General features: G+C 42.0%; 26 protein-coding genes. 5 read left to right on the forward strand and 21 right to left on the reverse strand.

What is annotated here, in order from left to right:
* Positions 1-41: 41 nt before the first annotated feature.
* Positions 42-713 carry a hydrolase gene (locus tag C0213_07450; protein ID AUX12260.1) on the reverse strand — a complete coding sequence of 224 codons (672 nt, stop codon included), beginning with the start codon at positions 711-713 and terminating at the stop codon, positions 42-44.
* 3 nt (positions 714-716) lie between these two features.
* The gene (locus C0213_07455; protein AUX12261.1) at positions 717-2,144 is read right to left on the reverse strand and encodes a PLP-dependent aminotransferase family protein; all 1,428 of its coding nucleotides are present in this window, start codon (positions 2,142-2,144) and stop codon (positions 717-719) included.
* Between the two features lie 112 nt (positions 2,145-2,256).
* Between C0213_07455 and thiD the strand changes: the two genes are divergently transcribed.
* The 3 genes from thiD to C0213_07470 are packed head-to-tail and all read left to right on the forward strand — an operon-like array spanning position 2,257 to position 4,104.
* Complete coding sequence (gene thiD, locus C0213_07460; GenBank protein AUX12262.1) at positions 2,257-3,051, forward strand: bifunctional hydroxymethylpyrimidine kinase/phosphomethylpyrimidine kinase; 795 nt, start codon at positions 2,257-2,259, stop codon at positions 3,049-3,051.
* The gene (locus tag C0213_07465) at positions 3,041-3,541 is read left to right on the forward strand and encodes an ECF transporter S component (GenBank protein ID AUX12263.1); all 501 of its coding nucleotides are present in this window, start codon (positions 3,041-3,043) and stop codon (positions 3,539-3,541) included. Before thiD ends, C0213_07465 begins: the two co-directional genes overlap by 11 nt.
* Before the next feature lie 11 nt (positions 3,542-3,552).
* The gene (locus tag C0213_07470; protein AUX12264.1) at positions 3,553-4,104 is read left to right on the forward strand and encodes a TIGR01440 family protein; all 552 of its coding nucleotides are present in this window, start codon (positions 3,553-3,555) and stop codon (positions 4,102-4,104) included.
* Between the two features lie 477 nt (positions 4,105-4,581).
* Here C0213_07470 and glmS read toward each other — a convergent pair whose 3' ends face one another.
* The gene (glmS, locus tag C0213_07475) at positions 4,582-6,396 is read right to left on the reverse strand and encodes a glutamine--fructose-6-phosphate transaminase (isomerizing) (GenBank protein ID AUX12265.1); all 1,815 of its coding nucleotides are present in this window, start codon (positions 6,394-6,396) and stop codon (positions 4,582-4,584) included.
* A gap of 196 nt (positions 6,397-6,592) precedes the next feature.
* On the opposite strand from glmS, the gene C0213_07480 reads away from it, so the two are divergent.
* Positions 6,593-6,928, forward strand: a complete 336-nt coding sequence (locus C0213_07480) for a hypothetical protein (protein ID AUX12266.1) — start codon at positions 6,593-6,595, stop codon at positions 6,926-6,928.
* A 332-nt stretch (positions 6,929-7,260) separates the two neighbouring features.
* Here C0213_07480 and C0213_07485 read toward each other — a convergent pair whose 3' ends face one another.
* The 7 genes from C0213_07485 to C0213_07515 form a co-directional block, all read right to left on the reverse strand.
* The gene (locus tag C0213_07485; protein AUX12267.1) at positions 7,261-8,613 is read right to left on the reverse strand and encodes a phosphoglucosamine mutase; all 1,353 of its coding nucleotides are present in this window, start codon (positions 8,611-8,613) and stop codon (positions 7,261-7,263) included.
* A gap of 34 nt (positions 8,614-8,647) precedes the next feature.
* The gene (locus C0213_07490; GenBank protein AUX12827.1) at positions 8,648-9,769 is read right to left on the reverse strand and encodes a hypothetical protein; all 1,122 of its coding nucleotides are present in this window, start codon (positions 9,767-9,769) and stop codon (positions 8,648-8,650) included.
* A gap of 26 nt (positions 9,770-9,795) precedes the next feature.
* Positions 9,796-10,635, reverse strand: a complete 840-nt coding sequence (locus C0213_07495; protein AUX12268.1) for a TIGR00159 family protein — start codon at positions 10,633-10,635, stop codon at positions 9,796-9,798.
* A 72-nt stretch (positions 10,636-10,707) separates the two neighbouring features.
* Positions 10,708-11,775 carry a spermidine/putrescine ABC transporter substrate-binding protein gene (locus tag C0213_07500; GenBank protein AUX12269.1) on the reverse strand — a complete coding sequence of 356 codons (1,068 nt, stop codon included), beginning with the start codon at positions 11,773-11,775 and terminating at the stop codon, positions 10,708-10,710.
* Positions 11,772-12,596, reverse strand: coding sequence for an ABC transporter permease (locus C0213_07505; GenBank protein AUX12270.1), 825 nt, complete (start codon positions 12,594-12,596; stop codon positions 11,772-11,774). The genes C0213_07500 and C0213_07505 overlap by 4 nt, the downstream gene beginning before the upstream one ends.
* Entirely contained in the window at positions 12,593-13,408 is an 816-nt protein-coding gene (locus C0213_07510) for a spermidine/putrescine ABC transporter permease (GenBank protein ID AUX12271.1), read from the reverse strand. The genes C0213_07505 and C0213_07510 overlap by 4 nt, the downstream gene beginning before the upstream one ends.
* Before the next feature lie 8 nt (positions 13,409-13,416).
* Positions 13,417-14,508: a spermidine/putrescine ABC transporter ATP-binding protein gene (locus C0213_07515; protein ID AUX12828.1), complete on the reverse strand. Its 1,092-nt coding sequence runs from the start codon at positions 14,506-14,508 to the stop codon at positions 13,417-13,419.
* A gap of 155 nt (positions 14,509-14,663) precedes the next feature.
* On the opposite strand from C0213_07515, the gene C0213_07520 reads away from it, so the two are divergent.
* On the forward strand, positions 14,664-15,659 hold the full coding sequence (locus tag C0213_07520) for an NADPH:quinone reductase (protein AUX12272.1): 996 nt from the start codon (positions 14,664-14,666) through the stop codon (positions 15,657-15,659).
* A 56-nt stretch (positions 15,660-15,715) separates the two neighbouring features.
* Here the strand turns inward: C0213_07520 and C0213_07525 are convergent, their stop codons facing one another.
* From C0213_07525 to C0213_07575, 11 genes are all read right to left on the reverse strand, one after another.
* Positions 15,716-15,934 (reverse strand): CsbD family protein, encoded by a 219-nt coding sequence (locus C0213_07525; protein AUX12273.1) that lies wholly within the window; start codon positions 15,932-15,934, stop codon positions 15,716-15,718.
* A gap of 75 nt (positions 15,935-16,009) precedes the next feature.
* The gene (locus C0213_07530) at positions 16,010-16,675 is read right to left on the reverse strand and encodes an ABC transporter ATP-binding protein (GenBank protein AUX12829.1); all 666 of its coding nucleotides are present in this window, start codon (positions 16,673-16,675) and stop codon (positions 16,010-16,012) included.
* Positions 16,676-16,677: 2 nt separating this feature from the next.
* Positions 16,678-17,736, reverse strand: a complete 1,059-nt coding sequence (locus C0213_07535) for an ABC transporter permease (protein AUX12274.1) — start codon at positions 17,734-17,736, stop codon at positions 16,678-16,680.
* Positions 17,737-17,913: 177 nt separating this feature from the next.
* Positions 17,914-18,207 (reverse strand): iron-sulfur cluster biosynthesis protein, encoded by a 294-nt coding sequence (locus C0213_07540; protein ID AUX12275.1) that lies wholly within the window; start codon positions 18,205-18,207, stop codon positions 17,914-17,916.
* A gap of 25 nt (positions 18,208-18,232) precedes the next feature.
* On the reverse strand, positions 18,233-18,865 hold the full coding sequence (locus tag C0213_07545; protein AUX12276.1) for a DNA-binding response regulator: 633 nt from the start codon (positions 18,863-18,865) through the stop codon (positions 18,233-18,235).
* Position 18,866: 1 nt separating this feature from the next.
* Positions 18,867-19,931, reverse strand: coding sequence for a sensor histidine kinase (locus tag C0213_07550; GenBank protein ID AUX12277.1), 1,065 nt, complete (start codon positions 19,929-19,931; stop codon positions 18,867-18,869).
* Positions 19,928-20,686 carry a hypothetical protein gene (locus C0213_07555; protein ID AUX12278.1) on the reverse strand — a complete coding sequence of 253 codons (759 nt, stop codon included), beginning with the start codon at positions 20,684-20,686 and terminating at the stop codon, positions 19,928-19,930. The genes C0213_07550 and C0213_07555 overlap by 4 nt, the downstream gene beginning before the upstream one ends.
* A 338-nt stretch (positions 20,687-21,024) precedes the next feature.
* Positions 21,025-21,498 (reverse strand): transcription elongation factor GreA, encoded by a 474-nt coding sequence (locus C0213_07560; GenBank protein AUX12279.1) that lies wholly within the window; start codon positions 21,496-21,498, stop codon positions 21,025-21,027.
* 24 nt (positions 21,499-21,522) lie between these two features.
* A complete protein-coding gene (locus C0213_07565; protein ID AUX12280.1) occupies positions 21,523-22,158 on the reverse strand; it encodes a uridine kinase in 636 nt (211 codons plus the stop codon).
* A gap of 78 nt (positions 22,159-22,236) precedes the next feature.
* A complete protein-coding gene (locus C0213_07570) occupies positions 22,237-23,388 on the reverse strand; it encodes an endolytic transglycosylase MltG (GenBank protein ID AUX12281.1) in 1,152 nt (383 codons plus the stop codon).
* Between the two features lie 85 nt (positions 23,389-23,473).
* Positions 23,474-25,894 (reverse strand): phenylalanine--tRNA ligase subunit beta, encoded by a 2,421-nt coding sequence (locus tag C0213_07575; protein AUX12282.1) that lies wholly within the window; start codon positions 25,892-25,894, stop codon positions 23,474-23,476.
* Positions 25,895-25,897: the final 3 nt, after the last annotated feature.

Genomic DNA, 25,897 nt, shown 5'->3' on the forward strand with positions numbered 1-25,897 from the left:
CTTTAAGCATACGGGGGAATTCGCAAATCGTCAACTTTCAACTAATCTAAATCTGCACGATAGTCGGCCATTTTCTTAGCAAACAACTCCCCATTAGTCGGTGGCGTATAGGTCAACGCATTGGCGCCGGCTTCAATCGTGGTTAAAATAGTGTCTTCATCATGACCACTGGTTGCAATAATTGGAATCTGGGGGTACTTTTGGCGAATCGCTTTAATAATCGTGGGTGTTTTCGCCGCACCGCTCACATTAAGAATTGAAACCCCAGCTTCAATCTGGGCTGCATAGTTCTGCCGTTCAGAAACAACCGTCCCAACGATCGGCACATCCACTACCTTATTAATCATCCTAATCGTCTCAACAGGGGTTGGCGCATTAACCACCACCCCCATCGAGCCAGCTGCTTCTGCCAATAAGCCCATGTACGCTGAGCGACTACCCGCTGTCAGCCCACCACCAATCCCGTTTAAAACCGGAATGGTCGCCACATTACTGATCGCATTCATGACTGCCGGATGCGGCGTAAACGGATAGACGGCTAATACAGCATCCGCATTCGTATTATTGACAATCGCCACATCAGTCGTGAAGATTAACGTTTTAATTTTCTGGCCTAAAATTTTGATGCCCCCGACTTGGCGGGCTATGGCCGGTGGTCCCACAACACTTGTTTTAAGCGGCGTATAAATTTCCGGTACGAATTTTTCAGTCATTAATTAACCCTCCTCATTTAAAAGTCGTTGTAAGCGCTGCGCCAATACCGTTAGTTGAGAAGCATTGAGCCGCGCAAAATTAATTCGAAATGCGGCCTGGTGTGCCCCAAATAACGTGCCTGGTGCCAATGCCACATGTGCTGCAATAAACGGCGCTAGTGCATACGGTTTAACTGCTCGGGTCCCCCAAATATAAAAGCCACCTTGCGCCACACTGAACTGCCAGTCAGGCAATGCGCGCGTCAAAACTTGTTGCGTCTGCAGCGCTCTTGTCTGTAGTTGTTGGCGCAATGCGACTAATTGTGTTTGAAAATGCGGCGCCTGAATTGCCAAGGTTGCCATCACTTGCGACATAATACTTGGGACTAAATCCATTTCCCGCTGCACACGGACCAATTGGTCGATGACTTGTGGCGTTGCGGCGACCCACCCGATTCGGGTACTGGCGCCCATAATCTTTGATAAAGAACTCATATAAATCACGTTTTCGGGATCAAGTTGCTTTAGCGTTGGCAAGGCTGGCGTCGTTTCAAAACGTAACCAGCCAAAAACATCATCTTCAACAATCGGCACTTGATAAGTCTGGCAAAGCCGAATAACTGCCTGCCGTCGTTCTAAACTCATGACTTGCCCGGTTGGATTTTGATAATTGGGATTGAGTATCACTAATTTAATGCGATGCTTTACAATCAATTGCTCCAACGCAGCCAATTGAATGCCTTCTGTATCAAGAGGTGCCCCAAACGAGCGAATCCCTGTTGCTTCAAATAACGTCGCTTCGTGGAAAAAGGATGGCGATTCAACCGCCACTGCATCCCCCGGTACCAATAAGCCCTGTAACACTAGAAAGAGTGATTGTTGCGCACCCGCTGTCAGTAAAAGCTGGCCTTCAGGTAACACTAATTTTTGGTTCTCCTGATTTAACCGATTAATCGCCGTTAACAATGGCGCGTACCCCAGTCGCGTTTCCGCTTCTTGGGCCCGGTTAAAATCTTGCCACGTTAACGGTGGAAATTGAAATTGGGGCATCAAATCAGCTGGTAAGTCACTCGAATAAACATCAATTAAATCGGCGGGTTGCTGTGCAATCAAGTGTTGGAGTGCTTGGCGCTTGGCTTGCCCGACTTGAAAAGGTTGCGACGTTAAATACGTATGCCAATTAACACGATGCTGCACCTGTTGTTCACCGACTTGTTGGCTAACAAAGGTCCCACTCCCCACGCGCCGCACCAATATGCCATCAGTCGTCAGCTCGTCAAATGCTCGCGTCACAGTCGAGCGATTCACCGCCAATTGTGTTGCTAACCACCGTTCTGCCGGTAATTGTTCGCCCGGCGATAATAACCCCTGCTCTAACAGGTTAATCACCATTTTTTTAATCGCTAAATATTTTGGTTTCTGTGCTGGTAAATAACGCGCCCAATCGATCAAGTCCTCACCTCTCTTTAAGTGTATAAATTGGCTGGTAAAAAAACAAGCCAATTGGCTCTTTTGTCCCATCACCCTATCCGTTAAGGTTAATATAACCAAAAGGAGGCGGCTTATGTCAAACATTCTAACTATTGCTGGTTCTGATACATTGGGTGGCGGGGGCTTACAGGCGGATTTAAAAACCTTCGAAGCCTTCGGTCACTTCGGCGTCAGTGCCATGACCTGCCTCGCAACGGTCATGCCGGATCAAACTTTTCAAATTCAGAATATCGAAACTAAAACGGTATTGGCCCAGATTGAAGCCATCTTACATTACGTCCCACTAACGACTGTCAAAATCGGCTTAATCAACGATGCCACCACCCTTGAAAAAATTGGTCGTCTTTTACAAAAACAACCGCATTTGCAAATCATCACGGATCCTGTTTTGGCCTTCAAAGAAACCACTAATCAATTACAACAACACTACCTAGCTAGTCTGCAGGCATTCTTATTACCGCAATCCCTAGTCGTGACCCCTAATCTGGTTGAAGCGCAATTACTAAGTGGCTTACCTCAGATTCAGACACGGGCAGAACTGGAACAAGCCGCAACGATTATCCAATCTCTCGGGCCACAACATGTCGTTATCAAGGGCGGACAACGATTCCCTGGTGATGACGCCATTGATTTGTTGCGCAGTGGTACAACTAACCACTACCTCAGCGCACCCCGCTTAACGAGCACAACTCGCAACGGTGCTGGCTGTACCTTATCGGCCGCTATTACCGCTGAAATTGCAAGCGGACGTGATGTGTATCCGGCGGTTAAAGTGGCTAAACAATTCGTCTATCACGGGATTCAAAACGGCATTCAACTGCGCCACGGCTTCGGTAATGTGCGCCAAGGAGGTTCATATGAATTTTAAACAGCGTCAAATACCCGTTATTGCGATTCTAACGGCCCTCACCGTTTCTTTATCTATGTTATTCATCATTCCCGTCCCAGCAACTAAAGGCTTTGTCACGCTCTGTGAAGTGGGTATTTACACCACAGCGATTATTTTGAAGAATCCCGGCGGTTTAGCAGTTGGTGCGTTAAGTGGTTTACTAATCGATTTATTATCAGGTTATCCTGAATGGTGCTTATTCTCTCTTATCATTCATGGTACCCAAGGCTTTGTTGTAGCGTACCTCACCCGCAATGATGAACGGCCCAGACGCTTATTCATGCCACTGTTCTGCGGGAGCGTCATCATGGTCGTTGGTTATTGTTTAGCCACGAGCTGGCTTTTCGGTTGGGCCGCAGGAATCGCCTCTATTTTGAGCAATATCGTCCAAAATGGCTTCGGTATTTTAGTCACAGTTCCCTTAGTCAAACAACTTTACCGGGTTCGTCCCCAACTTTTTAGTGAATAGGAGTTTTTTATATGTCAATTGATCTCAATCAAATTAAACAGGATTTAACCCAAATTACCAACGACGTCTTAACGGCCGCCAACTTACGCCGTGGCGATATCTTCGTGCTCGGTTGTTCAACGAGTGAAGTGGTTGGCGGCCACATTGGCAAAGCCTCTAGCCGCGAAGTCGGTGCAACGATTATCGAAACCCTTTTAGGGATTCTCAAGCCGCTCGATATCCAATTAGCCGTCCAAGGTTGCGAACACATCAATCGTAGTTTAGTAATGGAACGTTCCGTCGCTGAAGCACACAATTTCGAAATTGTCTCCGTTGTTCCCGCAATGCACGCTGGTGGGGCTTGTTCCGTCGCTGCCTTTGAACAATATAGCGATCCCGTTGAGGTGGAACATATCGTCGCCCATGCCGGCCTTGATATTGGGGATACGGCCATTGGCATGCACGTGAAGTTCGTGCAAGTTCCTGTGCGTCCTAGTCTCGATACACTAGGCGCCGCACACGTAACAGCCCTTCGTTCACGACCCAAATACGTCGGTGGCCCACGTGCTACTTATGTCATATAAGCACATCTAAAAAAAGGCATTCAGAAATTAATCTGAATGCCTTTTTAGATTTGCTACGTTATGTTAATGCTCAAAACCTGATTGAGTTTTAAAACCACTCTTACTTGAAACGTGCCTTTAAAGCTAGATTTCTGCGCTTAACGACGATTGTCAAATCAGCGATTTCATCGCTAATTCACCACTCTATGTTAATGCTCAAAATCTGATCAAGCTTTAAAACCACTCTTACTTTTGAAACGTGCTTTTGATACCAACTTTCTGTGCTTTGCTACACTTGTCAAACCGGCGAATCCTTCGCCAATTCGCCAAGTTAGGCAAATGCTCAAAAGTTACCCGGCAGCAAAACCACTCTTATTTTTGAAACGTGCTTTTAAAACTAGCTTCCTCCGTTTAGCTACGTTAGTCAAATAACCGATTACATCAATTATTCGCCTAACTAGGCTATACTCAGAAGCTGATCAAGTTTTAAAACCACTCTTATTCTACTGTGACACTTTTGGCTAGGTTTCTTGGTTGGTCAACGTCATAGCCTCTTTGAAGACTTGCATAATAAGCAATCAATTGTCCTGGGATAATCCCTAATAATGGTGCTAATAGTGGATTGACATTTGGTAACACGACTTGGTCGCCAGCTTGTGCGTGGTCTTCGCTGACAATCGTTAACGTCTTAGCGCCACGTGCGCGAACTTCTTGTAAGTTGCCGCGTGTGTGATCAATCGTCTTAGCATCCGTTAAGAAGGCCATCACTGGTGTCCCTTCTTCAATCAAGGCAATTGTCCCATGTTTCAATTCACCGGCAGCAAAACCTTCTGCTTGAATATATGAAATTTCTTTCAACTTCAAGGCGGCTTCTAAACTCAAAGCATAATCTTCGCCCCGACCGATGTAAAAGGCATTGCGCGTTGTCTTCAAGTACATCGTTGTATAATCTTCAATCGCTTGTTTTTCACTCAATAAGGTTTCCATCCCGGTTGCCACTAAAGCTAACTCATGGTTAACGTCAAAATCTTGAGCAGCCTTGATAGCGGTATGGCGACCTAGCGCCACTGCTAAGAATAATTCAACCGCGATTTGCGCGGTGTAAGCCTTCGTTGAAGCGACCGCAATTTCAGGACCTGCATGCAGCAATAATGTATAATCCGCTTCTCGTGAGAGGGTTGAGCCCTGACTATTAGTGATTGTTAAACTTGGATAGCCTAATCGGTTCGTTTGAACCAATACTTGGCGACTATCAGCTGTTTCACCACTTTGGGTTAAGAAAATGAAGAATGGTTTCTTCGATAGAATTGGCATGTGATAACCAAATTCACTGGCCACATGGACTTCCACTGGTTTTTCAGCTAACTTTTCAAATAATGATTGGCCAATTAAACCAGCATGGTAACTGGTACCGGCTGCCACAATATAAATCCGGTCTGCATCATCAATTGCCTTGAGAATCGCTGGGTCAATTTTCATTTGACCAGCATCATCCACGTATTCAGTTAACAAACGGCGCATGACTGCAGGTTGTTCGTCAACTTCTTTTAACATGTAATGCGGGTAAGCGCCTTTACCGGCTGCATTGGCATCCATGTCAACATGGTAACTATCACGATGAATGAAAGTCCCGTCTAAATCTTCAATGTCCACCTTGTCTTTTTTAAGGGTGACCATTTCGCGGTCGTGAATTTCAATAAAGTCTTTGGTTTCGTTTAACATTGCTAAAGCATCTGAACAAACAACGTTGAAATCAGCACCGACACCAATTAATAATGGTGATTTATTCTTAGCCACGTATAACGTCTCGGGATCGTTCCGATCAATCATGACAAAGGCGTATGACCCTTCAATCAACGTTAATGCCTTGCGGAAAGCTTCCTTAGCTGATAATTGTTCTGTCTTGGCTAAATAAGCGATTAATTGAACGGCCACTTCAGTATCTGTTTCACTTGCAAAGTTGACTTGGCTTAAATAAGTTGCCCGTAATTCAGCGTAGTTTGTTAAAACGCCGTTGTGAACCAAGTAGAAACGACCATCTTCTGAAACGTGTGGGTGCGCATTGGCTTGACTTGCAATACCATGCGTTGCCCAACGTGTATGACCAACACCAATTGTCCCCTGTACTTCAGGACCAACGGCGGCTTTTAAAACACTAATTTTACCCGGTTCTTTAACCAAATAATCGCGACCCGTTTGACTATTAACATAAATCCCTGCTGAGTCATAACCCCGATAAGCTAATTTTTCTAAACCATTTAATAAAATTTCAGTTGTATCTTCTTTACCAATCACACCGACAATTCCACACATATCAAATTCCTCTTTTTCTCTTTGGTTTTATTTTTAAATTTAATTGGTATAACACTTAAATATAATAACACCAACGTTTTTATTGTCAATATTTTTATCGGTATATATCAATACATATAATTGGTATAGTCCTGAATAAACCCCATTAAATTATGCTATACTAGACCTATTCGAAACTTAATCGGGAGTCTTGATCATGAAAAAAGCCATTCTAATGCTTCGCCTTATTTCGCTAATCGGGTTACTAGTCGGGTTGGGTTTCATCTTGGTTGCCCCGCAGACCGTCGCCTTACATATCACCGCTGATAACGTCGTTGATTCATCTGGTAGTCGCTTCATGTTGCTCCTCGAACCGCTCTTATTGATAATCGTCAATGAAGTCAGTATCTTCAGTATCAAACGCTATCGCCACAATTTTTCATTAACCGAAGCACCGATGATTCTTGTTAAAGAGTGGTATTACATCTCCGCTGCGATTGCCTTGTTGATTACTTTTAGTTTTGTGATGTATCAACAAATCAGTTGGCATTAAAATCATGGGCACAAAAAAAGAGCGTCGGACAAAATTAATTTTGTCTTACGCTCTTTTTGAATCGTCAAAATTTCATCGTTTAAACGTGCTTTTTTGTTGCAACAACTTCCGCTTAATCTAAAATTGCCAGTAATCCTAAAACCTTGGATTACTGGCAATTTGGTCTTAATGCTCAGTTGCTACCCGCAACTAAAAGCACTCTTGATTTAAACATGCTTGTTGAAACTGACTTCTGCGCTTAACGATATTTGCCAAATCAGCGATTTTATCGCTAATTCGTCAAATTAGGTTAATGCTCAAAGTCAAACCGTTTCAAACGCACTCTTTTTTAATTATTCACCAATTTCAGATTGAACGACTGCGGCAATTTGGTCCGCATATTGGTTAACCTTTTCTTCAGTAGCGGCTTCACACATGACACGTAATAGTGGTTCTGTCCCACTAGGACGGACCAAGACGCGGCCATCACCGTTCATTTCTTTTTCAACAGTATCAATGGCAGCTTGGATCTTATCATTTGTTAACCAAGCATCCTTGTCCTTAACTGTTAAGTTAACTAATTTTTGGGGGTAAGTTTGAACTGGGGCTGCCAATTCTGATAACTTCTTACCGGTTTGTTTCATGACATTCATCAATTGAATCCCAGTTAACATCCCGTCCCCAGTGTTATGGTAATCGAAGATAATGATATGGCCAGATTGTTCGCCACCTAAGTTAAAACCTTTTTCGCGCATTTCTTCAACAACGTGGCGATCACCAACGTCTGTTTGGGCCGATTTCATCCCGTTAGCTTCAATTGCTTTATACAAGCCGATGTTACTCATCACGGTTGTAACAATTGTATCTTGTTTCAAACGGCCTTTTTCAGAAAGATAGTGACCCAAAATAAACATGATCTTGTCGCCATCAATAATGTTCCCTAATTCATCAACTGCGATACACCGATCACCATCACCATCAAAAGCTAAGCCCATATCAGCGCCTGATTCTAAGACCTTTTTAACAAGGTTTTCAGGATGGGTTGAACCCACACCATCATTGATATTTAAGCCATTTGGATGGGTCGCAGTGGTTGTAAAATCAGTTTCTAAATCAGCAAAGACCCGGCTAATCAAACCGCTTGTTGAGCCGTTAGCGCCATCAACAGCCACTTTTAAGCCTTCTAAATCATCAGGAATTGTATGTTCCAAGAATTGTGTATATTTCAAAGCACCTTCTGGATATTCTTCAACAGTCCCAAGGCCTTCACCTTCTGGACGTGGTAATGTATCTTCTGGTGCATCTAAAATAGCTTCAATTTCTTCTTCCGTGGCATCAGGTAATTTATAACCATCAGCTCCGAAGAATTTAATCCCATTATAAATAGCAGGATTATGTGATGCCGAAATCATGATACCGGCACTTGCTTCTTGAACCTTAATTAAATAAGCAACTGCTGGGGTTGTGATGACGCCTAATGATAGGACTTCAATCCCGACTGACAATAAGCCAGAAATTAAAGATTGTTCCAACATTTGTCCTGAAATCCGTGTATCGCGAGCAACTAACACTTTAGGCCGTTGGTTTTTATCAGCGTGTTTGGTTAAAACGTAGCCGCCAGCGCGACCTAATTTAAATGCCATTTCTGGGCTTAATTCTAGATTAGCAACGCCACGTACACCGTCAGTTCCAAAATATTTTGTCATGTCTAATTATCTCCATTCCATCTTCTTAAACGTTTTATGATTCGTTCGTATTTGCTGTACTGCTTGAGCTATCACTACTGCTACTTGACTCACTGCTTTGCTCATTATCAGTCGTCTGGCTCTCGCTTGTCGTACTACTGCTACTACTTTGCACTTGGCTTTGACTCATTGAAGTCGTTGACTCTGATGAAGACTGCGTTGTTGTTTCCGTACGACTAGTCGTCATCCCAGTTGGTGCCGTCACCTTAATATTGACCTTCACCTGTTTAGGATGACTGTCATAGACCCCACTTGGGAGCGTCAAAGTCACCGTGCGTGTCGTATCTTTAGTGATGTCCGTCATATCGACCGTTAGTGGTAAGTCTGTTAAGGTTGCCAAAGTTTGCTTCTTCCCGTACACCGTTACCTGTTCTGTTTCTGAACTCAACGTGTACTGGTAGCCGCTCTTTTCACCTGTTTTTTGTAAACTCAGTGGGACCGTCTTTTTATTCATTTGAACGGCAATCTTAATATTAACCGTTTGAGGTGAAATTAAAACATTTACCGTCTTACCATTACGATCAACCGCTTGTAGAAGCGTTTCTTCGTTAATATCATTTTTGGTCCCTTTATCAGGATCAATTGTCGCTACCACTCGCGCCACTGAATTAACAGCTGCCTTGGCACCACTGACTTGCACGACATCTTGACTAATCTTAGGATTGCCAATACTATAGCCAGTCGCCAAATTTTCTTCCTTGACGTTAACTTGTACTGGGAATTCCTTAGTCAATTTATGCTCGATTTTAACCTTAATGGTAGCTGGTTCAATCTTCACTTTGATGTCTTTGTTAATCCCGGTTTGGGTTAATTTAACCGTATGCGTCCCAGCACCTAACTTCGTTAAATCGCCAATCACTCGGAAATTCAACGTATTGACAGCCGATGTAATCAACGCATTAGGACCTGACAAGGTTACTTTTACTTTTTGAGGGTAACCGGTAATAAAATATTTATCGGTATCCGCGTTAATTTGCAATGGGACCTTCACAGTTTCACTGCGGGTTGCTAGCATTTGTGTGTTGTTATTATTAATTTGGCGCGTGGTATTAATTTTATCAACATTAACGTAGCTAAAAAGGAGTAACGATAAGAAAAGCGCTAATATCCGGTACAACCAAGGCCCTTCTATAAAGTTTTTCATTATTTATGGCCTCCTTTTTTGAAGCCGTCAACGAATTCTTGCAATAGGCTCACCTTATCTTCTTCTTGCGTAATTAAGTGTGAGTTTAAGTATTTCAAGTAATCTTCCCGCGTTAAGTCGCGCATCAATTCGTTATTCTTGGTTAACGTGACCCCGCCGGTTTCTTCAGAAACAACGATCGTCAACGCGTCGGTTACTTCACTAATTCCGACAGCCGCACGATGCCGTGTCCCCAGTTCCTTAGGAATTAGGTTACTTTCTGACAGTGGTAAGTAAGCCGCCGCAACGGCAATCTTATCCTCGCGAATAATAACGGCCCCATCGTGCAGTGGCGTGTTGGGAATAAAGATATTAATCAGTAATTCCCCTGTCACATCAGCATCTAGATCAATCCCAGTTTCAATATAATCTTCTAAACCGGTATTCATCTGAATGGTAATCAATGCCCCAATGCGCCGCTTTGACATGTACTGAATCGCCTTGTCTAAGGCTTTAATCAAGTTGTTTTCTTTTTCAAGCTTAGGATTATTGCCCCGCATCAATAGCGAACCGCGCCCGATATGTTCCAAGCCACGACGAATTTCTGGTTGGAAGATGACGATTAACGCAATCACAATCCAACTGATAAATTGATCCATGATGTACGACACGGTTCTTAGGCCAAGGTACCAACTGACAATCTTGATGATGGCGATGACCATGATGCCTTTGAAAAGCTGCACAGCTTTCGTGCCCCGAATCAACATGATTAATTTATAAATAAAATACCAGACCACAATGATATCCAAAATATTGGCTAACATGCGCCAGGTTAACAATTGTGCCCAATCAACTGACATGGTGACCTCCATTCAAAAAATTTCTTTTTCCATTATACCATGAAGCCTTTTTGTTTGCTGATAGCTTCACAATTAATGTTGCATCTTAAATTCTAGGAATAAATCGTTGTATAGACCAACCATCTCAGGTGATAAGTCGCTATAAACTTGTAGTTTATTGAGCACTTTTTGACTTGGGTAATAGGCTGGATTATTCCGGATTGCTGCCGGCAATAATGCTTTAGCTGGCATGTTTGGTGTTGAATAGCCAATGTATTCCGCGTTTTGAGCCGCATTTTTAGGCGCTAACATGAAGTTTAAAAAGGCATAAGCTGCCTTAGTGTGTTTAGCCGTCTTGGGAATCACGAGGTTATCAAACCAAACGTTACTCCCTTCTTCTGGGATCACATAGTGCAGATGTTTATTGTTGGCTAACATTTCAGCTGCTTCACCGGACCAAGTCACGGCAACACTCGCTTCATTTTGAACCATGTACATCTTAATTTCATCGGCAACAATCGCCTTAACATTAGGTGCCATCTGATCAAGGCGGGCCTTAGCAGCTTTTAACGCCACTGGATTAGTACTATTGACAGATTGGCCGTTTTCAATTAAGCCCACCGCCATCATATCCCGCGCACTATCAACAACCATGATTTTACCGCGATATTTTGCCTGCCATAAATCAGACCAATGGGTTAAGGGCCGATCGGTCAATTGATCATTATAGATAATACCTAACGTGCCCCAGAAATAAGGGAGTGAGTATTTATTGCCCGGGTCAAATGGTTGATTCAAATAAGGTTTGCCGATATTTTGATAACCAGTTAAGCGTGAATGATCGATTGGTTTCAAAAGATTGGCCTTCCGCATTTTTTCAATCATGTATTCACTCGGAACCGCCAAATCGTAAGCCGTCCCACCTTGTTTAATCTTAGTGTACATCGCTTCATTGCTATCAAAAGTTTCAACTGAAACGTGATAACCGGTTTGCTTTTCAAATTTCTTAATCAATGATGGATCAATATAATCGCCCCAATTATAGAGGGTTAATGTATTATTTTTTGTGTAACCTTGCGATTTTTGTAGCTGAACCGTCCCGAACCAAAGGGCTGCACAGACGACGAGGATTGCTAACGTTAATCGTCCTAATTTATTCATTTAACTGGCGCCCCCATTTTCTGCTTCCGTTTTGCTTTATGCGCTTGATTGCGTTGGTTTAATAAGTAATAACCGCCCACTAATAATAGTGAGAAGACAAACATCAAGGCTGATAGCGCGTTAATTTCTAAACTAATCCCCTGTCGAGCCCGTGAATAGATTTCAACAGACAACGTTTCAAAGCCGTTGCCAGTAACGAAAAAGGTGACCGCAAAATCATCAAGTGAATAGGTAAAAGCCATGAAAAAGCCGGCAAAAATACCTGAGCTAATATACGGTAAAATCACCTTGCTGAGCACTTGCCAATCAGTCGCACCTAAATCACGCGCCGCATCAACTAATGCAGGTCGCATTTCGTTTAATTTAGGTAAAACCATCAAGACCACGATTGGAATTGAGAAGGCAATATGGCTCAGTAAGACTGACCCAAACCCTAATCCTAACCCCAAGAATGTGAAGAAAATCAAGAAGCTGGCCCCAATAATAACATCGGGGGAAACCATCAAAATATTATTTAAAGATAAAATAATATTTCTTAAACGACGTTGCTTGGTGGAATAAATTCCCAACGCCCCAAAGGTCCCGATAATCGTGGCACATAGTGATGATAAAATCGCGATTAATAGTGTTTCTAGGACAATTTCAATCATCCGTGTATCCGCAAATAAATCTTGGTAATTTTGCCAAGTGAACGATTTAAAGCCGTTCATATTGTCGCCGCTACTGAAGGAATAGAAAATCAGATAAAAAATCGGTGCGTACAACAAAATGAAGACGACAATTAACCAAACATGTTGCCATTTAATCTTAGCTTGTTTCATTTCATCGCCACCTTCTTCTTCGTCTTCTTTTCACCCGTTAACATCATGATAAGGCCCATTGCAACAATCAAGACAACCCCGATTGTCGAACCCATGCCCCAATTCATCGTCGTTAGGAAATGCTCTTCAATCGCGGTCCCCAAAGTAATCACTCGGTTGCCCCCGATTAAACGCGTCAACATGAATAATGATAGTGATGGGATAAAGATCGCTTGGACCCCCGCTTTAACACCGGCCATCGTTAAAGGTAAAACGACTTTTGTAAAGGTCTGCCAATTGCTAGCCCCTAAATCGCGACTCGCATTCACTAAAGAAGGGTTTAATTCTTCCAAACTATTGAAAATCGGTAAAATCATAAATGGAATTTCAATATAGGTTGCCACCACCAAGAAACTAAAGTTGGTGAATAAAATCTGTTGTGGCCCGATACCAAACCACCCTAAGAAATGGTTGATGGCGCCATCTTGACTGAAAATCCCGATAAAGGCGTATGCTTTTAACAAGAGATTAATCCAAGTCGGTAAAATAATGAGTAATAACCACAATTGCTTATGTTTAGTTTGATGGAGCCAATAAGCGGTTGGATAGCTGATTAACAACGTGATTAACGTAATCAAAAAAGCATACCAGAGCGAATTAAGCGTCATCTTTAAATAAGTACCCGATTCAAAATAAGTGACGTAGTTTTGGAGCGTCACATGGTTATTAATATCAAAGAAGGACTGATAAACGATTAAAGCGACCGGCGCTAGCACAAATAACAAAAGCCATAGCGCGTATGGTAAATAATAAATTAATTGTTTTTTCCGCATAAGCCGCCTTAATCCTCCTCTTCATAACTTTCAAGACGCGCGTCAAAATCTTCTTCAGATTCGCCAAAGCGCATGACGTGGACATCTTCTGGTTCGAAGAACAGGCCAACTTGTTGACCGTCTTTAGCTGGATTAGTCGAATGAATTAACCACCGGTTATGATCGTCATCATAGGCAGTAATTTCATAATAATCTCCCCGGAATAATTGCGTATCAACAGTCACAACTAATTGCCCTTGGTTGACGGCCACGATATCCAAATCTTCAGGGCGCAACACAATTTCAACGGCTTCATTAGGTTTCATCCCCGCATCAGCACATTCAAAAACTTTACCCACCATTTCGACTTGATAATCAGCAACCATTTTCCCGGGCAATATATTGCTTTCCCCAATAAAATCTGCGACAAAGTGGTTAATTGGTTCATCGTAAATATCAACGGGTGTCCCGCTTTGAAGGACTTTCCCCTCATTCATAACGAAGATTTCATCACTCATTGCAAGTGCTTCTTCTTGATCATGCGTCACAAACAAGAAGGTAATCCCTAAGCGTTGTTGGAGATCACGTAATTCATATTGCATTGCTTTTCTTAGTTTCATGTCTAACGCTGATAACGGTTCGTCTAACAGGAGGACTTTAGGCTCGTTGGCTAAAGCACGGGCAATTGCCACCCGTTGTTGTTGCCCACCTGACAGTTCACTAATTTCGCGGTGTTCATAGCCCCCTAAACGCACAAGTTTCAGTGCTTCAATCACCTTTTTTTCAACGTCGTTTTTGTTAACTTTACGTAAATTCAACCCAAAGGCAACATTATCAAAAACATTCAGATGGGGAAATAATGCGTAATCCTGAAAAACAGTGTTAACCTGTCGTTTATTAGCCGGCAAATCATTCATCCGTTTTCCTTCAAATAAAACATCCCCAGAAGAGGCGTTTGTAAAGCCGGCAATAATTCTCAGAATTGTTGTCTTACCACAGCCTGAGGGCCCCAATAAGGTATAAAACTTACCTTTTTCTAGTGCCATATCAATTCCTTTTAGGATTTGATTATCGTCATACTTCTTGATGACGTTTTTGAATTCCACCATTGGTTGCTGCATTTTCATAATCCCCTCTACATACTATTATAAATAATGGCTTGATAAGTTAATAAATATCCCTTCAATTATACCGTTTCCGACCTAGTATGCCAATTCAAACCTTGTTTTGTTGTATAATGAAGCTAACTAAACTATCGGAAATGAGGTTTTATATTATGGTCGCTTATCAAGCTTTGGTTCTAACGCACGACAATGAAACTGTTACTGCCCAGTATGCAACAAAATTGACACCTGATTTACCCAAAGAAGGCGTCTTGATCAAAGTTGCCTATTCAGACATCAATTATAAAGACCGCCTCACGATGAACGCTAAAAGTGGCGTTCTTAAAAACTATCCCGCAACACCCGGTGTTGATTTTGTTGGGACCGTAGTCACTTCAGACAATCCTTTTTTTGAAGCAGGAGAATGTGTCTTATGTACAGGCTACGGGACTGGTATTAGCATCGACGGCGGTTATGCCCAATATGTCAAGGTCCCTAGCGAATGGCTCTTGAAGTGTCCAATTGAACTGACACCCCAAGAAACAATGCAACTAGGCACGGCCGGATTTACAGCCGCCATTGCCCTCACTAAGATTCTTAAACAACCCTTTACAAGAGAGCACGACACACCGCTCCTGATCACAGGCGCAACTGGTGGTGTGGGTAGCTATGCGCTCACAATGTTAGCACAACTTGGTTTCACCAATATCACCGCTACGACTCGTGATCTCAGCCAAGCTGATTACTTAACCCAACTAGGTGCCAACCAAGTGATTGCAACCGATGACCTCTTAAACGCCCCGCTCAAACCATTGGCCCATCAATCCTATACTGGTGTAATCGACACACTCGGTGGTGATGTCTTAGCACATATTCTCCCTTACATGGCCCAAGGTGGCTTAGTCGCCGCTTGTGGCAATGCTGCAGGCTTTAAGCTAGCCACAACAGTCTTCCCGTTCATTCTACGGGGCGTGACCCTCGTTGGCATCGATTCAGTGAACTATCCTCGTAAGGATCGCAAGGAAATTTGGCAACTATTAGCGACTAATTTCAAGCCTCAAATATGGCCCCAAATTCGAACAATTGCTTTTTCAGAACTAGCAACCGAACTAGACACGCCAATTAAACAAACTGGACGCGTCGTGGTTAAAATCGATACTGAACATTAAAAAAAGTGATTCTACCATTCCATAACGGATGAGTAGAATCACTTTTTTAATTAGACTTATTTATCCATTTTTTCTTTCACATCATCGATAACATCGTTTGTCTTTTCAGCGACTTTATCTTTGGCTTCTGCTAATTTTTCTTTGGCTTTACCCATCATACCCTTAGCATTACCTTTAGCTTCAGTTTCTTTATCGCCTGTTGCCTTACCGGCTGTTTCTTGAACTTTACCAGTAACTTGATCCTTCATGCCGTCTAACTTCTCTTTATTTGTCATTTAAAACACTCCTTACTGATTTAGTATATCTTTATGGTAACGAATTACTCAACCATTCGTCAAAGTTTATGATTATCATTTGTCGGTTAACTGTCCATCGCGCATGATGTAGACTTGATCGGTATACGCCAAAACCCGTTCGTCATGGGAGACCATCACAATTGTCTGACCTGTTTTTTTAGTGATTGCCGATAACTGCTCTGCTACTTGAATCGCCCGTTTGCTATCTAAACTAGCAGTCGGTTCATCCGCAAAAATTAAATCGGGCTGTCCATAAAGGGCACGGGCAATCGCAACACGTTGACGTTGCCCCCCAGATAAACTAGCTGGATATTGACGCTGTTGCTCTAACACACCTAGTTCCTTCAAAAGGTCTTCTGCCTTATTCGGACTTGGCGTTTGTCGTAAACGATCGACCAATTCAAATTGTTCACTGACCGTTAAAAAGGAAACGAGGTTTGAACTTTGTAAGATAAAACCAAAATCGTTAAATCGTAAGGCCGACCGTTCCTTTTCTGTTAAGTGCCCAATTTCTCGATCCTTAAAATAAAGCTGCCCATCACTAGGGCTTTGCAGGCTCCCCATAATCGTTAATAAGGTCGTTTTCCCCGAACCCGAAGGCCCAGTCAATCCAATAAATTGGCCTTTTTCAATCGTTAAATCGATTTGATTGAGGGCCGTCATTTGCTGGTCACCGCTACCAAATCGTTTTGTAATTTTCTCTAAGCGCATTAAACTCATCATTAAGCCCCTCCAATCGCATCTAACGGATCAATTTTTAAAATCCGCCAAATTGAAAATAGTGCGCCGATGACTGTCATCACCAATAACACGGCTGAAAAGGCGCCAATTAACAAACTATTATTGGCATACGGCACACTAACCGGTAATACCAAGGTGGTTAGTAAGTTACCAATCAGGCCAGCGCCCACACCAATCAACCCTAGGAAGAGTGATTGCCATATCAAACTTGAAACTAACTGGCCACCGGATATCCCTTGGGTTCGCATCACACCATAAACCGTCGTTTTTTCAATGGTAATAATATACATAAAAATACCCACGATAAAAGCGACGATGATTAACAAGGCCCCAATCATCAGTGCGAATGTTTTTACTTGTGGGCCATAGCCTGGAATATTATCAATTAATTGTTTAATCGTTAAATTGGTTAGCTGGTCATCTTTTTTAATAGCTGCACCATCTCTTAAAACAACGGCATTAACCTGATCACTAGCAGCTGGGCCATAACGCATCTGTCTAAAATCTTTTAAACTTAAATATGTTACTGGTTGTGTATTATACCGATGATCAGTCGTCAATCCGACGACTTTATATTTTTCTGAACGCCCATTTAATTGAATTTCTTGATTGATTTTAATGTCTTGCAGACTATCATCTACCACTACTTCACGAGTTGCTTTAGGTAAGCGACCCTTTGTTAGCGTTGGTTTTAAAAAGGCATCAAAGTCAACACCAAAAACGCTCGTATTTTGCTTCTTTACTTTGGCGCTGCTAACAACCCCCATCATTTGCCCTAAATAAGCTCGATCCTTCTTAGCACCTTTAATCGTCGGTAAAGACTGCGCTTGTAACTCAGAAGCTGCCAAGTTTTTATTAGCATACTGGCTCATAACGATTCGCTCTGCATCCCAGTGGTCAATTGCTGAACGGTTATTGTTGGCTAAACCATAAGCCAAACCCGTTAAAAAATAAATCAGGTAAGCAATTAAAAAAATGGTAAAAATAATTAATGAATACCGTAATTTGGCGTGTTTCATTTCTTTAATAGCTAAATACAAATCACTCATCCTTTCTTAAAGCCTATTTCCAAAATACCACATTCGTCAAAAATCTAGTATTTATCTGCTTTCAATATAAAAAAGGGGTGGAACAAAATTAACTTTTGTCCCACCCCTTTTTAGGCTCCAAATATTGATAGCTTAAATCTGTTCTATAAGGCGTTGTCCCTTGCGTGCTTAGTGCTTGGGAAATGTATATTTAGGTTCATCTAATTGATCATCATAATCAATCTGTAAGTCATAATCAGCAAAAAACCAAGCATCAGAGTCACTGGCAAAATAAGTAATCCCGTCTTTTTCAACTTGACCAATTGGTTGACTAACTTCTGCGCGTTCCATCCCTAATGAGAACCCATCATGCACGGCCGTTTGACCATATACTTTACCGAAAAAGCGCACGGCTTCCCCTGGTTTTAAAGCGAGTTCTTCTTGAAACCAATGACTTGCTGCATCTGTAACTGTAATTTGCATCTTCATAACCTCCCAAATTTTTAAACTAATCCGCTAATTGGTGCTTAATGGCATAAATCGCGGCCTGCGTACGGTCGTCGACTTGTAACTTCGCTAAGATGTTAGAAACATGCGTCTTAACTGTTTTGAGTGTGATGAATAATTCATCAGCAATCTCTTGATTACTCCGGCCTTTGGCAATCAAGCCTAGGACTTCTCGTTCACGATTGGTTAAATCTTCGTACAACTTCGTTTCTGCCTGATGGGTCATACGGTTCATCATCTTATTTGTGACTTCAGGCTCTAAAACTGATTGGCCCGCAGTTGTCTTCCGAATCGTATTGGCAATTTCTTCAGCTGTTGACGTTTTTAATATGTAACTTGCTGCACCAGCCTCGATTGCTGGATAGACTTTTTCATCATCAATAAAGCTGGTTAGAATAATAATCTTGGCTTGGGGCCAAGCCTTCAAAATCGTTTTAGTCGCTTCAATCCCATCCATTTCGGGCATGACTAAATCCATTAAAATCGCATCTGGCCGTAACGCCAAGGCTTTTTCAACGCCTTCTTGGCCGTTAACGGCTTGATCGACCACTTCTAAATCGTCTTGCACCCCTAAATAGGTTGAAATGCCCAACCGAACCATCTCATGGTCATCTACAATCAATACTTTTATCACTTTAATTTCGCTCCTTCAAAAGTGGTACTCTAATTTCAACACTCGTGCCTTGATTAGGTAAACTAATAATCTTAGCCGTTCCGCCCACCGATTGGGCGCGCTCTGTAATATTATTCAAACCGTAACTGCCAGCCTTTTGAGCGACCTTTTGATCAAAACCTTGACCATCGTCCATCACTTTCAATAAGACACTGGGGCCGATTTTTTTCAGATAAACTTCAATCTCTTGAGCCTTAGCATGTCGCAAGGTGTTCGATAATAGTTCTTGGACAATTCTAAAAAGATTGTCCTCAATTCCACTTGGTAGAGTGACATTATCAATATCCCAAGTAATTTCCACTGCAATTTTAGTCTTCAATTCATTTAACAACTGAATAATCCCATCGCGTAAACTCTTACCCTCTAGCGTGACTGGCCGTAGATGTAACAATAAGGCCCGCATTTCTGACTGTGCATCATTCAAGACCCGCTCAACCGTCGTTAATGATTGTAGCAATTGTGGATTATCCGCCTGTTTTTGGGCTACTTCACTCAAAGCCGATAGCATCATCGTCGCTGCAAATAATTGCTGACTGACAGAATCGTGTAGCTCGCGAGCCAAGCGGTGCCGCTCTTGGGCCAAAATTTCTTCCTTTGTCTCACCCGCAATCACAGGTGGCCGATCACTATAACTTTGGATGTCCCTTTGTAAGCGTATCATTTTTTGCCGTAATTGTTCAACTGTTTGTTCGATTGTCATTGCAAAATGATCATTATCGGCATTAATTTGCTTAAAGACCGGCGATTCATACTGACCGGAAACTAAATATTGTAATTGACTCTCTGTATGTGACACTTGTTGTCTCAAAACGAGATAAAAAATACTGGTCACAACCGTCGCCACAATCAAAGCTGCCACAATAATATAGGCGATTAAGGGCACATAGAAAAAGCGAACGGTTGCCAGACTCAGTAACCACTGATCCTGTTGAATGCTATAGAAATACGCAAAAAATAACGCCACTGAAAACAGAAGCGTCAACAATCCAGTACTAATAAACACAAAACTGCGCGCAAGTTTACTCATACGAGAATCACCTCAAGGTCACCAACCACTACGTTTGTAATGATTTTCAGATGGCGACTTTCTTCATCATAATTGGTACTATACAACTGAAGTGACTCATTTTTCAAGTGATATTGTTGTTCATCAATTGTGACAGTGCCTAACATCGCCGAGTGGTCTAAATAAACCCCGGTGCCAACTGGCACTAAAATCCGCGTTTTACCAAATCCCTTACGAATAACGATATGGTTATCATCCTTTGGCAAAATCGTACTGCCCAAATCGATAATCGTATCACCGGCTAAAACAGCAAAATTAATGTCATCCCATTCAAAAATGTTCGTACCGATTGTTTGATGACCAAACCAATTATGCCGAGTCACGGTCGCTTGTTTTGGCTTGGGGGCAGTCGTGTTGATTGGCATGAAGTTCTTTTTGCGCCAAGGGGCATTTTCAAATAAGTTATTCAAATTACGATTATTAAAATGACTCGCATGACTATGATTAATCGCTAAAAAGACAATTGCAACAATCAACATCAGCCATAATGAAAAATTAATCAACAATGGGACTGCAAATGCGACACTACTCATCATCGTTAACAACGTCGTCCAAAAACCCCGTTTATTAGCCATTCGACGTTTATTGGCCCAGACTAACCCGAGAATCCCGAGAATGATAAACACTAAATAAGGCGGATACGTAATAATCTGCCAAATAAAGGTCCCAAAAATGATTGCTTCTACGATTAAAAAAATCCGCCAGAAAAACGGCATAATTTGGTCTCCTCTCAACTCTTTAAAATCATTATACTAGCTTAATCATTAAACGCCAATCAGTCTAGGGGCTGATTAACATAAAAAGAGTGCGTTGTCAGTGGTTAGCTTTTGAGCATTTGCAGAACTTAGCGAATTGGTGATGCAATCACCGGTTTGATAAGTTTAGCAAAGCACAGAAAGTTACTGACAAAAGCACGTTAAAAAAAGAGTGCGTTTGAAACGCTTTGACTATAAAAGTTCAGCTAACAAAAAAAGGACCAGGACAAATTAATTTTGTCCTGGTCCTTTTTACTAGTAGACTATTTTTGAAACGTGCTTAATGACGCACTCTACTATTATTTAACTTCCGTAATGGTTACGTGCATGTCGCCGCCTGGTGTTTGAACGACGACTTTGTCCCCCACATGTTTGCCAACTAGTGCTTGGGCAATTGGTGAGTCATTTGAAATCTTACCGTTAAATGGATCAGATTCTGCAGCACCGACGATTTGATAAGTTTCTTCTTCACCGTCTTCATCATCTGTGAAGCTCACTGTTTTACCAACTGCAATTTCATCAATAGCGATACTATCAACATCAATCACTTCAGCAAAACGAAGCATATTTTCAACTTCAACGATTCGTGTTTCAAGTGAGCTTTGTTCATCCTTAGCAGATTCGTATTCAGAGTTTTCTGATAAATCACCAAAACTACGTGCAATCTTAATCCGATCGATTACTTCTGGTCGTTTAACCATTTTTAAGTTTTCAAGTTCTTTAGCTAGGCTTTCTTTACCTTCTGCAGTCATTGGGAATTTTTTTTGTGCCATTGTAGTCACCTCATTATTTAATTATTAATCATTCATATTTAGAATGGATTGAATCTTCGTTACCAAGAGATCAATCGCAACCCGATTATTACCGCCTTCGGGTACGATTAAATCTGCATAGCGTTTTGTGGGTTCAATAAATTCATGGAACATAGGTTTAACTGTTTTGAGATATTGCATCACAATATCGTCAAATGAACGTCCCCGACTCTCCATATCACGACTCATTCGTCTCAATAAACGAATATCGTCATCTGTATCAACGTAAACTTTGATATCCATCAAATCGCGTAAACGGGCATCTGCTAATACCAAAATACCTTCCAAGATAATCACATCTTGTGGTTCCACATGGACAACTTCATCTGTCCGGTTATGGATTTTATAATCATAGACAGGTTGTTCAATTGATTGATGATTTTTCAACATCGTTGCTTGTTCAATCAACAAATCAGTATCAAATGCATCTGGATGATCATAGTTAGTTTCTTGGCGTTCTTCAAAAGAACCATCTTGATGTTTATAGTACGCATCCTGTGGTAATAACATCACCGAATGGTTTGCAAATTTTTGCGCGATTGCCTGGCTAACAGTGGTTTTGCCACTACCTGAACCACCAGTTACGCCGATAATTATGGGTGCTTTTTTTTGACTCGTCATTAGACGCTCCTTTTTCTCAACTTCTTTTTGGACAGACAGAAGTCGACCCCACTTGAGGTCGACTTCTATGATACATTACTAATCTTCGATCGAGCTCGTTGTGTCTGTATGTTGCTCGAAAGTCTTCGAGTAATAAACCTTACCCGTCTTCAAGTTAGCCACAAAGTAGAGATAACCTTGATCACGATCAGCTGGGTTTAAGACCGCCGTTATAGATTGTAAACTTGGCGAGTTAAATGGTCCTGGCCCATAACCTGAGTGAACATAGAGGTTATAAGGTGAGTCGACTTTAGTATCTTTATTATAGAGATGTGTCTTATGCGTATTCAATGCGTACATTACCGAAATATCTGATTGGATTGGCATATCAATGTCTAAACGGTTGAAGAAGACCCCCGCAATCTTTTGACGATCGCTTGCAGTAACCCCTTCACGTTCAACTAATGAGGCCAACGTTAATGTTTGTTGAACAGATAATTTCTTGTTCTTCATTGTTGCATAATATGGTTGTAAGTTTTGATCAGTTGTTTTCACCATTTCAGTAATCAATTCTTTCAACGTGCTATCTTTATAGACTTCATACGTTGCTGGGAAGAGATAACCTTCTAAGTGATAACGAACATCCTTCTTAGCCATCGTTGATGATAAAAGTTGTGGGTATTTCTTCTCGAGGCTTGCCAAGAACTTCTTATCTTGAACTTGCTTCATGAAAGCAGCTTTCGAGAATTTCGTCTCTTTGCCGACTGCGGTTGCAATCTGTTCGAGGGTAACCCCTTCTTTAACTAAGACCTTACCTTTAGCATCCCGTGGGCGCGTTGGGGTCCCTTCTTTTTGAAGGTTGGCAATAATCTTATCTAAGCTCATTGATTGTTTCAAAACATGATAACCTGCTTGGAAATCGGTAAAGTTATGCGTCTTCACATAATAATTAAAGACCGATGCGTTCCGAATGAGTCGCTTATCTTGTAAGATAGCGGCAATTTCCTTGTTGGTTGATCCGTTAGGAATTTGAACCGTAATTTCTTGTTTGGCATTTGTATTATAAGGTTTCAGCGATGATTGCACAAAGCGATACCCCATAAAACCAATAATAATGACTAAGGCTATCAGGATACTGATAATCCAATAGACAATTTTATTAGCCGCTTTTTTTTCAGCCCGTCGTTCAGCGTATTGCCGTTCTTCAGCCGTTTTTTGATTAACTGGCTCCTTTTGATCAGCATTCTTCAAAGGATGACCTCCTAATTGCTCTTTTAAATACAATCCTTAAAACATTATACCAAATTATTTAAAAATTGCATTAACGATTCGTAGATTAACGGACTTTCGCTTGGAAAGTTGCGACTAAGTGGGCCACAACTTTTTCAAAAGCGGCGTTAACTTCTTCTTCTGTTAAAGTAGCGTCCTCATTGAGATATGTCAATGTATAAGCCATTGATTTCTCACCGGCTTCAATATGACTACCCGCATAAACGTCGAATAATGATACTGAAACAAGGTAGCGGCCGCCTTTTTCTTTAATCGCGTTGACCAAATCAGCATTGGTGATTGCTTCAGGTACTTGCAAGGCAATATCCCGTGTCACTTCTGGGAACTTAGGCGCTGGTTTAGCAATGATTGTTTGCCGTTGTAATTCTAAAATTTTAGCCAAATCTAATTCAAAAATATAAGTTTCTTTTAAATGTGTGGCTTTCGCAATTTTAGGATGAATTTGGCCCACAATCCCGACGAAGGTTTCACCGACATAAATAGCGGCAGTCCGACCTGGATGCATTTCTGGATAAGCATCAGTTGCTTGGTAGGCCACTGCTGCTTGCAAGTTATAGCTAGCCATCAAGGTATCAACGACACCCTTGATGGTATAGAAATCAACGGGTGCTGCCGCTTCTTGCCATGATTTCACTTGACGATTACCGCTCATTAAACCAGCAACGTATTCGACTTCATTGGGACGCACTTGATCAGCGTGTTGTAAAAAGACCCGGCCTTGTTCGTACAATGCTAAGTCCGTTTGTTTCCGTGCCACGTTGTAGGCCGCATCATCAAGTAGGCCAGTAACGAGATTCATCCGTAAATAAGCATGATCTTGGGTCATTGGCCAATCAAGAACGGTTGCTGTTTGTTTAGCAGCCAAGGTAAATTGACCCGCTTTTTCTTCGGTTGTCAAAGCATAGCTAATCGCTTGCGTTAACCCAGCACCTTCAAGTGTATGCCGTGTTCGGCGAAGCGCCTTTTGTTCGGTTGTCAAAGCACCAGTTGTCATGTCACCAGTTGGCAAGGTACTTGGTAAATTATCGTAACCGTATAAACGCGCGATTTCTTCAATGACGTCTGCTTGGATTTCAATATCCCAACGACGGGCAGGAATTGTCACCGTCAATTGGTCAGCATTATTAGCCACTTCAAAACCAAACCGTTCAAGTAAATCAATCATCGTTTGAACACTCATGTCAGTGCCTAATACACGGTTGACCCGTGCTGAATCGAGTTGAATCACTTTAGGTTGTGGGGCCAAGTTTGTTGGGCTCACGACCCCCGCAGTCACTTGACCAGCACCTAATTCAGCCATCATAGCGGCAGCGGCATCTAAAGCCACTTGAACGTCAGCGACATTCACACCTTTTTCAAAACGTGATGAGGCATCTGAACGTAAGTTATGGCGTTGCGCCGTCTTGCGAACCGCGGTTGGGGCAAAAATAGCAGCTTCGATAATCACATTTTTAGTATTAGCCGTAATTTCTGAATTGAAACCACCCATGACCCCCGCTAATGCGATTGGTTGGTTACCATCTGTGATGACAATATCTTCATTGGTTAAATCATGTTCTGCTTCATCAAGGGTCGTTAATTTTTCACCTGTTTTAGCTAAACGAACTTCAATTTGCTTATGATCGCCAGTTAAAGTATCGGCATCAAAAGCGTGTAATGGTTGACCATACGTTAGCATCATGTAGTTTGTCACATCAACAAGGTTATTGATGGGGCGAATACCAGCATTCCAAAGACGAGTTTGTAACCACAATGGACTTGGTTGGACCGTCACGTTTTGTAACATCCGGAGGTGATAACTAGGCGCTAACTGTTCATCAGCCACTTGTGCACTGAGTTGATCTTTTGTTTGAACATCACTTTCTGAAATAGCTACGTCTTCAAAATGAGGTGTCAATGATTCAATCGCTGCTACTTCATGAGCCACCCCGTGAATTCCAAGCGCATCGGCTCGGTTAGCCGTTAAATCAAGATCGATAATGTAATCAGTCATCCCAAGTGCTTCATAAACGTCAGTCCCCGGTGCAATTGCTTCTGGGAAAACAAAGATCCCATCGACATATTCTTTAGGCACAACGCTATCGGCAAAACCAATTTCTTGTAGGCCACAGATCATGCCCATTGAAACAACGCCGCGCATCTTGCCTTTTTTAATCTTCACGTTATCTGCAATTCGTGAGTTAGGTAAGGCCACAATCACATATTGCCCAGCGGCCACATTAGGCGCACCACAGACAATTTGGAAGGGCTCTTCTTCACCAACATCAACTTCACAAACATGTAAATGATCTGAATCAGGATGTGGTTCGCAACTTAAAACGTGTCCCACAACAATTTTTTTCAAGCCCGCACTCATTTGCGCAACATCTGCGACTTCAATCCCTGTCCGGGTAATTTTTTCTGCGAGTGCTTCTGGCGCTGTTGTTAAATCTAAATAGTCTTTTAACCAGTTATAAGATACTTTCATTGC

This window comes from Latilactobacillus sakei (genome assembly GCA_002953655.1).
Lineage (GTDB): Bacteria > Bacillota > Bacilli > Lactobacillales > Lactobacillaceae > Latilactobacillus > Latilactobacillus sakei_A.

Coding starts and splice junctions, on each gene's coding strand:
- C0213_07485 (AUX12267.1), bottom strand. CDS start 8,613: ATGACAAAATATTTTGGAACTGACGGTGTACGTGGCGTTGCTAATCTA.
- C0213_07470 (AUX12264.1), top strand. CDS start 3,553: ATGTCAATTGATCTCAATCAAATTAAACAGGATTTAACCCAAATTACC.
- C0213_07560 (AUX12279.1), bottom strand. CDS start 21,498: ATGGCACAAAAAAAATTCCCAATGACTGCAGAAGGTAAAGAAAGCCTA.
- C0213_07525 (AUX12273.1), bottom strand. CDS start 15,934: ATGACAAATAAAGAGAAGTTAGACGGCATGAAGGATCAAGTTACTGGT.
- C0213_07515 (AUX12828.1), bottom strand. CDS start 14,508: ATGCAGCAACCAATGGTGGAATTCAAAAACGTCATCAAGAAGTATGAC.
- thiD (AUX12262.1), top strand. CDS start 2,257: ATGTCAAACATTCTAACTATTGCTGGTTCTGATACATTGGGTGGCGGG.
- C0213_07510 (AUX12271.1), bottom strand. CDS start 13,408: ATGCGGAAAAAACAATTAATTTATTATTTACCATACGCGCTATGGCTT.
- C0213_07550 (AUX12277.1), bottom strand. CDS start 19,931: ATGAGTAAACTTGCGCGCAGTTTTGTGTTTATTAGTACTGGATTGTTG.
- glmS (AUX12265.1), bottom strand. CDS start 6,396: ATGTGTGGAATTGTCGGTGTGATTGGTAAAGAAGATACAACTGAAATT.
- C0213_07495 (AUX12268.1), bottom strand. CDS start 10,635: ATGTCAGTTGATTGGGCACAATTGTTAACCTGGCGCATGTTAGCCAAT.
- C0213_07555 (AUX12278.1), bottom strand. CDS start 20,686: ATGCCGTTTTTCTGGCGGATTTTTTTAATCGTAGAAGCAATCATTTTT.
- C0213_07575 (AUX12282.1), bottom strand. CDS start 25,894: ATGAAAGTATCTTATAACTGGTTAAAAGACTATTTAGATTTAACAACA.
- C0213_07450 (AUX12260.1), bottom strand. CDS start 713: ATGACTGAAAAATTCGTACCGGAAATTTATACGCCGCTTAAAACAAGT.
- C0213_07505 (AUX12270.1), bottom strand. CDS start 12,596: ATGAAACAAGCTAAGATTAAATGGCAACATGTTTGGTTAATTGTCGTC.
- C0213_07465 (AUX12263.1), top strand. CDS start 3,041: ATGAATTTTAAACAGCGTCAAATACCCGTTATTGCGATTCTAACGGCC.
- C0213_07520 (AUX12272.1), top strand. CDS start 14,664: ATGGTCGCTTATCAAGCTTTGGTTCTAACGCACGACAATGAAACTGTT.
- C0213_07540 (AUX12275.1), bottom strand. CDS start 18,207: ATGCAAATTACAGTTACAGATGCAGCAAGTCATTGGTTTCAAGAAGAA.
- C0213_07530 (AUX12829.1), bottom strand. CDS start 16,675: ATGAGTTTAATGCGCTTAGAGAAAATTACAAAACGATTTGGTAGCGGT.
- C0213_07500 (AUX12269.1), bottom strand. CDS start 11,775: ATGAATAAATTAGGACGATTAACGTTAGCAATCCTCGTCGTCTGTGCA.
- C0213_07480 (AUX12266.1), top strand. CDS start 6,593: ATGAAAAAAGCCATTCTAATGCTTCGCCTTATTTCGCTAATCGGGTTA.
- C0213_07565 (AUX12280.1), bottom strand. CDS start 22,158: ATGACGAGTCAAAAAAAAGCACCCATAATTATCGGCGTAACTGGTGGT.